Source organism: Massilia sp. UYP34, from assembly GCF_056279385.1.
This window is the reverse complement of record NZ_JBWBRF010000001.1, coordinates 609,072-622,599: the sequence shown is the minus strand read 5'-3', so window position 1 is coordinate 622,599 and position 13,528 is coordinate 609,072. Positions and strand designations below refer to the sequence as shown.

Here is a 13,528-nt window from a genome sequence, read left to right as displayed (position 1 = left end):
CTGGCAGCTGCGGCCGACGCTGGTGATGGGCTTGCCGCCTTCGACGAGGCAGAGATGAGGCGGGAGCGAAGGCGGAGGCGGCCGCCTTGCGCGGCCGCCCTCGGGTTGCTGCGCTTAGCGCGGAAGGTTCGAGACACCCATCAGGAACTCGTCGACGGCGCGCGCGCACTGGCGGCCTTCGCGGATCGCCCACACCACCAGCGACTGGCCGCGGCGCATGTCGCCGGCTGCGAACAGCTTCGGGTTCGAGGTCTGGTAGGCGCCCTCGCCTTCGGTGCCGGCGCGCGCATTGCCGCGCGGGTCCTTCTGCACGCCGAAGGCGTCCAGCACCTGCTGCACCGGCGAGACGAAGCCCATCGCCAGGAACACCAGGTCGGCCTTGAGCTCGAATTCGCTGTCCGGCACTTCCATCATCTTGCCGTCCTTCCATTCGACACGGCAGGCGATCAGCTTCTCGACCTTGCCGCCCTTGCCTTCCAGGCGCTTGGTCGCCACCGCCCAGTCGCGCGCGCAGCCTTCCTCGTGCGAGGACGAGGTGCGCAGGCGAGTTGGCCAGTAAGGCCATACCAATGGCTTGTTTTCAAGTTCCGGCGGCTGCGGCATCAGCTCGAACTGGGTCACGGACAGCGCGCCGTGGCGGTTTGAGGTGCCGACGCAGTCCGAGCCGGTGTCGCCGCCGCCGATGACCACCACGTGCTTGCCCGTGGCCTTGATCTGGTCCTTCAGCTTGTCGCCGGCGTTGACCCGGTTCTGCTGCGGCAGGAAGTCCATCGCGAAGTGCACGCCCTTTAACTGGCGGCCGGGGACCGGCAGGTCGCGCGGCTGCTCGGCGCCGCCGGCCAGGATCACGGCGTCGAAGTCCTTTTCCAGGTCTTCCGGGAAGATCGTGTCGCGCGCCATGTTGCTGACCGTGGCCGGGAAGTCCTTGCCGATCAGGACGCTGGTGCGGAAGGTCACGCCTTCGGCCTGCATCTGCTCCACGCGGCGGTCGATCAGGTCCTTCTCCATCTTGAAGTCGGGGATCCCGTAGCGCAGCAGGCCGCCGATGCGGTCGCTCTTCTCGAACACCGTCACGTCGTGGCCGGCGCGCGCCAGTTGCTGGGCCGCGGCCAGGCCGGCGGGGCCGGAGCCGACGATGGCGACCGTCTTGCCGGTCTTGCTGCTGGCCGGCTGCGGCACCACCCAGCCGTGTTCCCAGCCGGTGTCGATGATCTTGCGCTCGATCGACTTGATGCCGACCGGGTCATCGTTGATGCCCAGGGTACAGGCCGATTCGCAGGGCGCCGGGCAGATGCGGCCGGTGAACTCGGGGAAGTTATTGGTCGAGTGCAGATTGTCCAGCGCCTGGCGGTAGTTGCCATGGTAGACCAGGTCATTCCAGTCCGGGATCATGTTGTTGACCGGGCAGCCCGTATTGCAGAACGGGATGCCGCAATCCATGCAGCGCGCGCCCTGCACCTTGGCCTGGCCGTCGGTCAGGGTGACGACGAATTCCTTGTAGTTCTTGAGACGGACGGGAGGATCGAGGTATTCCTCTTCCTGCCGTGCGAATTCCATGAAACCGGTGATTTTGCCCACAATGTTTTCCTTTTCATCTGGCCCGCGGCCTTGGCTCGTCGTTCCCGCGCAGGCGGGAACCCAAGTCTGCGTGCCAGGCCAGTCATCTTGCGCTGGCGGCACGCTACGAAACTTGGGTCCCCGCCTTCGCGGGGACGACGTTGGTTGATGTCGCCGTCAGGCGGCCAGTTCGATCTTGTCGTTCGCTTCTTCCATGCTCGAGTTGTGCATCTCCTCGAGGGCGCGCTTGTAGTCGGTCGGGAACACCTTGACGAACTTGCCGCGGCTGTTGGCCCAGTCATCCAGCAGGTTGCGCGCGCGCGTGCTGCCGGTGTACTTGAAGTGACGCTCGATCAGGCGACGCAGGATGACTTCGTCGCATTCGCGCTCGCCGCCCCGGGTCTGGCTGTGCCAGGCTGCCGGGTCGCACTGCTCCTTCGCCGACAGCACCGGTTCCAGGTTGACCATCGTGGTATTGCAGCGGCCCGCGAACTCGCCTTTCGGATCGTAGACGAAGGCCACGCCGCCCGACATGCCGGCCGCGAAGTTGCGCCCGGTCTCGCCCAGCACGACGACGGTGCCGCCGGTCATGTATTCGCAACCGTGGTCGCCGCAGCCCTCGACCACCGCGACGGCGCCCGAGTTACGCACCGCGAAGCGCTCGCCGGCCACGCCGTTGAAGAAGGCCTCGCCCGAGATCGCGCCATACATCACGGTATTGCCGACGATGATGTTGTCCACCGCCCAGCCGCGGAATTCGGTGTTCGGACGCACGATGATGCGGCCGCCCGACAGGCCCTTGCCAACGTAGTCGTTGCCTTCGCCGACCAGGTCGATCGTGATGCCGCCTGCCAGGAAGGCAGCCGCCGACTGGCCCGCCGTGCCCTGCAGCTGGATGTGGATGGTGTCGTCCGGCAGGCCGGCATGGCCGTAGCGCTTGGCGACTTCGCCCGACAGCATGGCGCCGACGGTGCGGTTCAGGTTCCTGACCGGCGAGATGAACGAGACGCGCTCGCCCTTTTCCAGCGCGGCCCTGGCTTGCGCGATCAGCTTGTGGTCCAGCGCCTTGTCCAGGCCGTGGTCCTGCTCGCTCGTGTGGTACAGCGCGCTGCGGGACTCGACCTGCGGCTGGTAGAAGATGTTCGAGAAATCCAGGCCCTGCGCCTTCCAGTGGCCGATCGCCTTCGATTTGTCCAGCAGGTCGGCGCGGCCGATCAACTCGTCGTAGGTGCGGATGCCCAGCTGGGCCATGATCTGGCGCGCTTCCTCGGCGACGAAGAAGAAGTAGTTCACGACATGCTCCGGCTTGCCCTGGAACTTGGCGCGCAACACCGGGTCTTGCGTGGCCACGCCCACCGGGCAGGTATTCAGGTGGCACTTGCGCATCATGATGCAGCCCTCGACCACCAGCGGCGCGGTGGCGAAGCCCACTTCGTCGGCGCCCAGCATGGCGGCGATGACGACGTCGCGGCCGGTGCGCATCTGGCCATCGGCCTGGACGCGGATGCGGCTGCGCAGGCCGTTGAGCACCAGGGTCTGCTGGGTCTCGGCCAGGCCGAGTTCCCACGGGGTGCCGGCATGCTTGACCGAGGACAGCGGCGAGGCGCCGGTGCCGCCGTCATGGCCCGCGACCACGACGTGGTCGGCCTTGGCCTTCGAGACGCCGGCGGCGACGGTGCCGATGCCGACTTCCGAGACCAGCTTGACCGAGATCGAGGCGCGCGGGTTGGCGTTCTTCAGGTCGTGGATCAGCTGCGCAAGGTCTTCGATCGAATAGATGTCATGGTGCGGCGGCGGCGAGATCAGGCCGACGCCCGGCACCGAGAAGCGCAGCGAAGCGATGTATTCCGAGACCTTATGGCCCGGCAGCTGCCCGCCCTCGCCCGGCTTGGCGCCTTGCGCCATCTTGATCTGGATCTGGTCGGCCGCGTTCAGGTATTCGGCGGTGACGCCGAAGCGGCCCGAGGCCACCTGCTTGATCTTCGAGCGCAGCGAGTCGCCCTCTTCGAGCGGGATGTCGACCATGACGCGGTCCTTGCCCAGGACCGAGGACAGGCTCTCGCCCTTCTTGATGGCGATGCCCTTGAACTCGTTCAGGTAGCGCGCCGGATCCTCGCCGCCTTCGCCGGTATTGCTCTTGCCGCCGATGCGGTTCATCGCGATCGCCAGCGTGGCGTGGGCTTCGGTGCTGATCGAGCCGAGCGACATCGCGCCGGTGGCGAAGCGCTTGACGATCTCTTTCGCCGATTCGACTTCCTCGATCGGGATCGCCTTGTCGCGGTCGATCTTGAATTCGAACAGGCCGCGCAGGGTCAGGTGGCGGCGCGTCTGATCGTTGATCAGCTGCGCGTATTCCTTGTAGGTCGAGAAGTTGTTGGCGCGGGTCGAGTGCTGCAGCTTGGCGATCGCGTCCGGCGTCCACAGGTGGTCTTCGCCACGCACGCGGAAGGCGTACTCGCCGCCGACGTCGAGCGCGTTGGCCAGCACCGGATCGTCGCCGAAGGCCAGGGCGTGCAGGCGCAGCGCTTCCTCGGCCACTTCAAACAGGCCAATGCCTTCCACGTTCGACGAGGTGCCCTTGAAGTACTTGTCGACCAGCGACTTGTTCAGGCCAATCGCCTCGAAGATCTGGGCGCCGCAGTACGACATGTAGGTGGAGATGCCCATCTTCGACATCACCTTCAGCAGGCCCTTGCCGATCGCCTTGATGTAGTTGTAGCTCGCGGTTTCCGCCGACATTTCGTGCGGCAGGCCGTGGGCCAGTTCGGCCAGGGTTTCCAGCGCCAGGTACGGGTGGACGGCTTCGGCGCCGTAGCCCGCCAGCAGGGCGAAATGGTGGGTTTCGCGCGCCGAGCCGGTCTCGATCACCAGGCCGGTCGAGGCGCGCAGGCCCTTCGCCACCAGGTGCTGGTGCACGCTGGAAGTGGCCAGCAGCGCGGGAATGGCGACCAGGTCGGGCGACATGCGGCGGTCCGACACGATCAGGATGTTGTGGCCGGACTTGACGGCGTCGACCGCTTCGGCGCACAGCGAGGCGAGCGAGGCTTCGATGCCTTCCTTGCCCCAGGCGACCGGGTAGCAGATGTTCAGCTCATAGGCCTTGAACTTGCTGCCGGTGTGCTGGCCGATGGCGCGCAGGCGCGCCATGTCGTCGAAGCCGAGGATCGGCTGCGCCACTTCGAGGCGCATCGGCGGGTTGACGTTGTTGGTGTCGAGGATGTTCGGTTTCGGGCCGATGAAGGACACCAGCGACATGACCATGCTCTCGCGGATCGGGTCGATCGGCGGGTTGGTCACCTGGGCGAACAGCTGCTTGAAGTAGTTGTACAGCGGCTTGAGCTTGTTCGAGGTGACGGCCAGCGGCGAATCGTTGCCCATCGAGCCGGTGGCTTCCTCGCCCAGCACGGCCATCGGCGCCATCAGGAATTTCAGATCTTCCTGGGTATAGCCGAAGGCTTGCTGGCGGTCGAGCAGGGTCAGCGGCTGCTTCTCGCCTTGCGCGTCCCTGGCCCGCGCGGCCAGCAACTGCGATTCGGACAGCTTGATCTCATTGAGCTTGATGCGCACCGACCTGATCCAGGCCTTGTACGGCTTGGCGTTGGCGAAGCTGTCCTTGAGCTCCTTGTCGTCGATGATGCGGCCGGCCTCGAGGTCGATCAGGAACATCTTGCCCGGCTGGAGGCGCCACTTCTTGACGATGCGCGACTCGGGAATCGGCAGCACGCCCGACTCGGACGCCATCACGACCAGGTCGTCCTCGGTGATGACGTAGCGCGCCGGACGCAGGCCGTTGCGGTCGAGCGTGCCGCCGATGTGGCGGCCGTCGGTGAAGGCCATGGCGGCCGGGCCGTCCCATGGTTCCATCATCGCCGCGTGGTATTCATAGAAGGCGCGGCGGTTGTCGTCCATCGCGGTGTGGTTTTCCCAGGCTTCCGGGATCATCATCATCATCGCCTGGGCCACCGGGTAGCCGGCCATCACCAGCAGCTCGAGCGCATTGTCGAAGCAGGCGGTGTCGGACTGGCCTTCATAGATCAGCGGGAACAGCTTGTTCAGGTCTTCGCCCAGCACGGCCGACTTGAGCATGCCTTCGCGCGCGCGGGTCCAGTTGAAGTTACCCTTGACGGTATTGATCTCGCCGTTGTGGGCGATCATGCGGTAAGGGTGGGCCAGCGGCCATTCGGGGAAGGTGTTGGTCGAGAAGCGCTGGTGGACCAGGGCCAGGGCCGAGATGCAGCGCGGGTCCTGCAGGTCCCTGTAATAGACGCCGACCTGGTCGGCCAGCAGCAGGCCCTTGTAGACGATGGTGCGCGCCGACATCGACGGCACGAAGAATTCCTTGCCGTGCAGGAGTTTCAGGGCCTGGATCGCGTGGCCGGACGACTTGCGGATGACGTAGAGCTTGCGTTCGAGCGCATCGGTCACCATGATGTCCGGGCCGCGGCCGATGAAGATCTGGCGGATGACGGGTTCCTTGGCGCGGACAAACGGCGACATCGGCATGGTCTCGTCGACCGGCACGTTGCGCCAGCCGAGCACCACCTGACCTTCGATGCGCACGGCGCGCTCGATTTCCTGTTCGCAGGCGATGCGCGAGGCGTGCTCTTTCGGCAGGAACACCATGCCGACGCCGTATTCGCCGGGCGGCGGCAGTTCGACGCCCTGCTTGGCCATCTCGTCGCGGAAGTACTGGTCCGGGATCTGGATCAGGATGCCGGCCCCGTCACCCATCAGCGCATCGGCGCCGACGGCGCCCCGGTGATCGAGGTTCTTCAGGATCTGCAGACCCTGTTCAATAATCGAGTGACTCTTGTTGCCCTTGATGTGGGCGATGAAGCCGACGCCACAGGCGTCGTGTTCATTGGCGGGGTCGTACAAACCTTGGGCAATCATGAGGCTATCTCCACTACTTTACGGATCGAACGAGGAGAATAGTGCACTGCAAAATACCCCGTCAACCAGAATAATTAGGGTCAGAGTCGAATTGTTTGACAACTTTTTCACTGGCCGATTAATTGGGGACAGAGTCAATCGAGGTTGTTCATAATCAGGCTCCTGCCACCTAAGCCTATGATATTACAGGGATTTTTTCGCAAAAAAGGGCACGAATAACCGTGCCCTTGTGTCAAGAATTATATGCTTCAGGCTGCCGAAAGCGGCGGTAATGGCGGGTTGAACGGGCGTCCGCGCTTGGCCGGCAAGATCTGGCGCTGGGTTTTATGCTCGAGTTCGGCCTTGAAGGAGAGCGAGCCGAGCGGTTGGTTCTTGAGGATCGCCGCCGTGATGAAATCGACCTCTTCCGTGCTGAGGCCTTGCCGGACCATGTCGATATAGGCCGCCTCGCGCTGGAACGGCGTGTTACCCAGCGCCCAGAACAGCGGATGGTCGGCGACCAGGGTGTCGGTGCGGATGCCGGCGTGGTGGGCGTAGCTGGACCAGGGATAGTCCTCGGGGGCCGCGGTGAGTTGCGCGCGCACCGGATTGAGCTCGATATAGCGGCTGCAGGTCATGAAATAGCGGTCCGAATCGATCAGCGAGGTACGAAAACGCCCTTCGAACAGGCCGCCGCTGCGCTCGTACTTGTGATTGAACCAGGGGACATACAGCCGGCCTACCTTCTGCATCATCAGCGCCAGGCCGGTGGCGTCGCTGGGCGTGGCCAGCAGGTGCAGGTGGTTCGGCATCAACACGTAGGTGTGGATCGCCACGTCGTAGAACCTGGCGCCTTCCTTGAGCCACACCAGGAAGCACTGATAGTCGGCTTCTTCGCGAAAGATCACCTGGCGGTTATTGCCGCGCTGGATGACGTGGTGCGGCTGCTCGGGAACGATGAGTCGGGGTTGGCGTGCCATGACGTTTGCTCAAATGTTGAGCAGGGGATTCTACAATAGAAAACGACTCTGTCCCTCATTAATCGCAAGCGGCGGCAAAAACACGCTGACTCTGTCCCTATTTAATTGACACATAAGCCAGGGGCAACAGAAGCCGAGCAATTTTGCGAGAATTTGGGTGAAAAGGGCAAGGTTGCCAAAGATATTGGCCAATAATTCTACTCTGACCCTAATTGTCCGAGCGGCTATTGGCCAATAATTCTACTCTGACCCTAATTATTATGAGAGGGTGAAGCCGGCGGAGAGGCTGTAGCCTTCGCCGTAGGCGCTGCGCAGGGGGAGGTCCTGGCCGAGGCCGGATCGGGCTTTCTTGCGCAGGCGGTAGACCAGCATGTCGACCCGGCGGCTGGCGTCCGGATCTTCGCCGCCCATGCCGGCCACGATCACATGGCGCGGCACCGGACGGGTGTTGATCGTCAACAGGTGCAGGAAATTGCACTCTTTTTCGGTCAGGTCGACGACCTTGCCCATCAGCTCGAGTTGGCGCGCACTCACGCGCAGGATCCACTTGCTCGGCGTCGGGACCGGATCGGGCGGACGCACCCGGCGGTCCAGGGCTTCGATGTGGGCCGCCAGTTCGGGGAACTTGATCGGCTTGGTCAAATAATGGTCGGCGCCCAGGCGCAGGCCCAGGATGCGGTGGTCGAACGCCACCCGGCCCGTCAGCACCAGCAGGCCGATCTCGGGATACAGCTGGCGCATGCGCGGAATGACGTTGAACCCGTCCTCATCCGGCAAGCCGAGGTCGAGCACGACCACCGCGGCCGGGGTGCGCGTCAACGCCGCCCACATTTCGCTGGCGGTCCTGGCGATCGTCACTTCATGGTCGAGCTCCTTCAGGAACTCGGCCATGTCGTCGGCGTACTCGCCATTGTCTTCAACAATCAGTATCTGCGTCATTCCCTGGCCATATCGTTCAATCACTCGACAATGATACCAATGGTAGCGTTATCCTTGCCGGGTCGCGGTCCGATTATCGTTGCTGAGGCGGTCTGAAGCAAGGAGTTGTTCCTCTACTGAGGCACCGATGTATTGTGGCGAAAGGGATTGGCACAGAAAAAAGCGGCCGGCAAGGCCTCGCCGGTCGCGCATCCACCTCAGCCATACCGCGCGTGGTTGGCGAGGATGTGCAACGCGGCAGGACGTTTTCATGTGCCGAACCGCCGCCAAGACTGGATCAGCCTCCCTACAGGCCCAAGGCAGGCATCCACAGGCGGAACTCGGCGCCCGCGCCTTCCTCCCCCGGCGCCAGGCTCAGCACTCCGCCATGCACCTCGACGATCGAGCGCGCCATGTACAGGCCGAGGCCGCTGCCGGCCAGGCCGGCGGCGTTGCGGCCGCGGTAGCCTTTGTCGAAGACCCGCAGCGCGTCTTGCGGCGGCACGCCGGCGCCGCCGTCGAGCACCGCCAGCTCGACCCCGCCGCCGCTGCGCCGCACACGCAGGATTACGGGCGCCGACGGCGGCGAAAACGCCAGCGCATTGTCGATCAAGACCTTGAGCGCCAGCCGCAGGCCTTCCGGCTCCCCGCGCAGGGTCAGTGGCAGTTCCTCCAGCCGCAGCACGGCTTCGCGGCCGGCCGCGCGGATCTGGGTGGCGCCGCTGTCGACCAGGCCGTTCACGGTGATCGTGTTCGGCTGGCGCGCGCGGCCGAGCGCGGCCATGCGGTCCGGAGACAGGTATTCGTCGAGCATCCCGATCAGGCGATCGACCGCGGCGCCGATCTTGCGGTAGCGCGTGCGCGTGGGCTCGTCGGCGTGGCTCGAGGTCGCCTCGAGGCGCTGGATGGCGCCGTCGATCGTGGCCAGCGGGGTGCGGAATTCGTGGTTGAGCATGCTGGCAAAACGCTTCTGCTCGCTTTGATGGGCGCGCTGCGCCGACAGGTCGCGCAGCAGGCCGACCAGGGTCGGGGCAGGGCCGGCCGCCGCATCGGCCACGGCATCGGCCAACACCGTGGCCAGGCCGTCCAGCGCCAGCGGCCGGCCTTCGGCGTCGAACAGGTCGAATTCGCGCCGGCTGCGCGCGCCGGGCTCGCCGCCGGCCGCCTCGCGCAGCCAGGCCGCGAGCGGCGCCAGGGGCGACACGCCCTCGCCGTCGAGCGCACGCTGCAGCGCCGCGCGGTCAAAGCCGCTCAGCGCGCCGAAGGCGGGGCTCAGATACACGAGGCGGCGCGCCGGCAGCGCGATGGCGAAGGCCACGTCGCCGCCCAGTTCGGCGATCGCGCGGAACTGGGCGGCCGGCAGCGCATCGTCATCGAGGCGGCCCGTGACGGGTGAGGAGCCTGGTGACGGGGCGGCGGCATGGGGGCTGGACTTCATCGGGGGTCTTTCTTAACCAGCTGACAAGGATGTCAGGTTTGACACCAAGTATACAGCCACGAAACAATGTTTTCGGAATATCTCTCGATGGCGCGCCTGATTCGCGCGAGCCCCGGCCACAAGCGGCCCGTACAAAGAAATGCGCCATGTCCCGGCGAGTTGAGGGATAATTCGCGCACCATGAACGATACCGCAACCCTCCCCCCGCTCCCAGACCGGCTGTCGATCGATCCGAGCAGCCCTTTCCACAACCGTGACGTGTTCCAGCACGAAATCGGCATCCGCTTCAACGACAAGGATCGCTACGACGTCGAGGAATATTGTCTCAGCGAAGGCTGGATCAAGGTTGCCGCCGGCAAGACGCTCGACCGCCGCGGCAAGCCGATGCTCATCAAGCTCAAGGGCAAGGTCGAAGCCTTCTACAAATAAGCCGTCTTGACGGCGCTGCACGCGGCCTTGCGCCGCGTGCATTCTTTCCGGGCCACGCTCACGCCAGCGAGCGCGGCCCCACCCAACCCACTCAATCGTCCAGCGGCGCGAAGATCGCCTGCAGGTCTTCCTGCGTCAGCGCCATCTTCTGCGATTCGCCTTCGGACAGGATCGACTGCGCCAGTTCCGACTTCTTCTGCTGCAGCAGCTGGATTTTTTCTTCCAGCGTGCCTTTCGCGATCAGCTTGTACACGAACACGGGCTTGTCTTGCCCGATGCGCCAGGCGCGGTCGGTCGCCTGATTCTCGGCCGCCGGGTTCCACCACGGGTCGTAGTGGATCACGGTGTCGGCCGCGGTCAGGTTGAGCCCGACGCCGCCGGCTTTCAGGCTGATCAGGAAGATCGGCACCGCGCCCTGCTGGAAGGCCGCCACCTGGGCCGAGCGGTCGCGCGTCTCGCCGGTCAGGATCGCGTACGGGATGTTGCGCGCGTCGAGTTCTTCCTCGATCAGGCCGAGCATGCTGGTGAACTGCGAGAACACCAGGATCTTGCGGCCCTCGCCCAGCAGGTCTTCGACCATCTGCATCAGGTCCAGCAGCTTGGCCGACACGGCGGCCGTGTTCTTCTTGGACGGCATCGACTTGACCAGGCGCGGATCGCAGCAGACCTGGCGCAGCTTGAGCAGCGCCTCGAGGATGACGATCTGGCTGCGCGCCACGCCCTTGCGGTCGATCTCGTCGCGCACCTTCTTGTCCATCGCCAGGCGCACCGTCTCGTACAGGTCGCGCTGCGGCCCGGACAACTCGATGCGGCGCACCATCTCGGTTTTCTCCGGCAGCTCCTTGGCCACATGGTCCTTGGTACGGCGCAGCAGGAAAGGCCGGATGCGGCGATTGAGCAGGGTGCGGCGCACCGGGTCATCCTGGCGTTCGATCGGATGGCGGAACTGCGTGTTGAAGGTCTTTTCGTCGCCCAGCAGGCCAGGGAGCAGGAAGTGGAACTGCGACCACAGCTCTCCCAGGTGGTTCTCGAGCGGCGTGCCCGACAGGCACAGGCGATGGCGGGCGTCGAGCGAGCCGGCCGTCTGCGCCGCCTTGGAGCGGGTGTTCTTGATGTAGTGCGATTCGTCGAGGATCACCAGGTGGTAGTGGTGCTTGCGCAGTTCTTCTTCGTCGCGCGGCAGCAGCGCATAGGTGGTCAGGACGATGTCGGCGTCGTCGATCTGGCCGAACAGGTCCATGCGCTCCTTGCCCTGCAGGAGCAGCACCTTGAGGCTCGGCGCGAAGCGCGCGGCTTCGTCGAACCAGTTGGTCATCAGGCTGGTCGGGGCGATCACCAGGGCCGGGCTGGTGAGGCGGCCGGCTTCCTTCTCGGTGAGGATGTGCGCCAGTGTCTGCACGGTTTTACCAAGACCCATGTCGTCGGCCAGGATGCCGCCCAGGTCGTACTCGCGCAGGAACTGCATCCACGACAGGCCGTCGAGCTGGTAGTCGCGCAAGGTGGCCTGCAGGCCGGCAGGGGCCTCGACCTTCTTGACCGCCCCGAACTGGCTCAGCTTGCGGCCGGTCTCGCGCAGGCGCTCGCCGCCGGTCCAGCGCAGCTCGACGCCGCGCGCCAGTTCTTCGAGGCGCGCCGCATCCAGGGTCGACAGGCGCAGCTTGCCCTTGATCTTGTCGTTGAAGTACAGCTCGCCCAAGGTGGCGAGGATCGGCTTGAGGCGGGCCCATGGCAGCGCCACGCGCACACCGTCGGGCAGGACGGCCAGCATCTGGTCGGCCTCCTGGTGGGCGGCCAGCACGCTTGGGTCGAATTCGAGCGGCGCGCCGCGGATCAGCTGCACCAGCACCGGCAGCAGCGGCACGCGCTTCTTCGCCACCACGATGCCCAGCTCCAGCTCGAACCAGGCATTGCCTGCCTCGGCCGGCTCGTCGATGTCGGCATACCAGTCTTCGACCGGGACCACGTCGTAGCGGTACTTGTTCGATTTCTGCAGATGCCAGCCGGCGTCGGACAGCGCGTCGACGTCGTTCTCGGCAAAGCGCAGCCAGTGCGCCTGGCTGTCGAGCTGCAGCGCACCGGCCATGGCGTTGAACGGGGCGGTGGCCGGCTTGCGAAAACCGATCTCGCCCAGTTTATCGAGGGCGTCGCTTTCGGCCTTCGGATCGCGCTCGATGATTTCGGTGACGTCGCCGATCTGGCGCACCACGCGCTGCGACGGGTCGAACGAGACGCGCTGGCCGTCGTAGTCGAAGGCCAGCACGGCGAAGTCCTGCCAGCGCGTGACGTTGCCGTCGGCCAGCTGGACGGCATCGAGCAGCAGGTGCGGAATCGGCTTGACGTCATTCCTCAGGCGCTGGGTGAGCGGCTGCGGCAATGGCATCAGCTGCTGCAGGCCGTGGGCCAGCAGCAGCTGCGAGACGCGCTTCTTGTCGGTGCCGGTCAGGGCCGGGGCTTGCGCCACCAGGGCCTGCAGTTCGGCCAGCGAGATGTCGATGCCGCCGCGATTGAGTTCGAGCGGCCCGCAGGACAGGTTGTCGATGTACCACGGCGGATCGGTCGGCAGCATGTAGTCGATCTGGTCGGCCGCGCTGTGGGTGGCGGCGCCGCCGACCGGCTCGACCGACCATCCGAGCTTGGACACGCGGCCTTCGTCGCGCCAGGCCAGGCTGGCCAGGCGGGTCGGGCCGCCCTGCAGCGGATACACCAGGCCGCTGGCCATGTCGGACCACGAGTTCGCCCACAGCAGCTTGCCCTGCTCGAGCAGCATCTGCAGCAGGATCGCGCCCACCTTGCCCTTGGGTTCGGTGGCGCTGGTGCCCTGGGCCGAGCCGCTGCGCATGGCGATGAAGAAGCGCACCAGGTCGACGTCGTCGCCTTCGAGATAGCTGGGCGGCGCCGACAGGAGCGAAAACACTTCGCTGACCGGGCTGGCCGCGGCCACGTCGCCGTTCGGGCGCAGGCGCGCCTTGCACAGGCACAGCGCGACGTGGCGGCCGCCGCTGGTGGGCGCCATGACATAGACGAACTTGTATTGCGCGGCCTTGGGGTCAACGACTTCGTCGGTCAGCTTCGGCTGGGGGTGGGCCGCGGCCTCGACCCGCTGCAGCCAGCTCACCACCGGCGCCGGAAGGGCCGGGGAACGTGCGGGAGCGCGGGCCGGAGGTGCGTCGCTGGCTTTCTCGCGAAGATAATCGACTGTGGTCATTGGGTCTCGTGGCTTCGTATCAAAAAAGGCAATAAACGGCATTATCTCGCATACGGACACTTCCGTTTTGTTCGGAATCGCACGTAGTGGACAAATCTCATCCGTGCGCAAAGCGCACGCTTACATGTC

7 protein-coding genes are annotated in these 13,528 nt (G+C 65.3%); 1 reads left to right on the top strand and 6 read right to left on the bottom strand.

Features of this window, described 5'->3' with window-relative positions; genetic code table 11:
- Positions 1–114: 114 nt before the first annotated feature.
- From ACZ9AQ_RS02770 to ACZ9AQ_RS02750, 5 genes are all read right to left on the bottom strand, one after another.
- On the bottom strand, positions 115–1,578 hold the full coding sequence (locus ACZ9AQ_RS02770; RefSeq protein WP_429200884.1) for a glutamate synthase subunit beta: 1,464 nt from the start codon (positions 1,576–1,578) through the stop codon (positions 115–117).
- 156 nt (positions 1,579–1,734) lie between these two features.
- Positions 1,735–6,450, bottom strand: coding sequence for a glutamate synthase-related protein (locus ACZ9AQ_RS02765; RefSeq protein ID WP_429200885.1), 4,716 nt, complete (start codon positions 6,448–6,450; stop codon positions 1,735–1,737).
- A gap of 248 nt (positions 6,451–6,698) precedes the next feature.
- Positions 6,699–7,409, bottom strand: a complete 711-nt coding sequence (locus ACZ9AQ_RS02760; RefSeq protein ID WP_429200887.1) for a transposase — start codon at positions 7,407–7,409, stop codon at positions 6,699–6,701.
- Positions 7,410–7,667: 258 nt separating this feature from the next.
- Entirely contained in the window at positions 7,668–8,348 is a 681-nt protein-coding gene (locus ACZ9AQ_RS02755; protein WP_429200889.1) for a response regulator transcription factor, read from the bottom strand.
- A 286-nt stretch (positions 8,349–8,634) separates the two neighbouring features.
- Positions 8,635–9,765 carry a sensor histidine kinase gene (locus ACZ9AQ_RS02750; protein ID WP_429200890.1) on the bottom strand — a complete coding sequence of 377 codons (1,131 nt, stop codon included), beginning with the start codon at positions 9,763–9,765 and terminating at the stop codon, positions 8,635–8,637.
- A gap of 180 nt (positions 9,766–9,945) precedes the next feature.
- On the opposite strand from ACZ9AQ_RS02750, the gene ACZ9AQ_RS02745 reads away from it, so the two are divergent.
- Entirely contained in the window at positions 9,946–10,194 is a 249-nt protein-coding gene (locus tag ACZ9AQ_RS02745) for a DUF3297 family protein (protein ID WP_429200892.1), read from the top strand.
- Positions 10,195–10,285: 91 nt separating this feature from the next.
- On the opposite strand, the gene ACZ9AQ_RS02740 is transcribed toward ACZ9AQ_RS02745, so the two are convergent.
- Positions 10,286–13,399, bottom strand: a complete 3,114-nt coding sequence (locus ACZ9AQ_RS02740) for a DEAD/DEAH box helicase (protein WP_429200894.1) — start codon at positions 13,397–13,399, stop codon at positions 10,286–10,288.
- Positions 13,400–13,528: the final 129 nt, after the last annotated feature.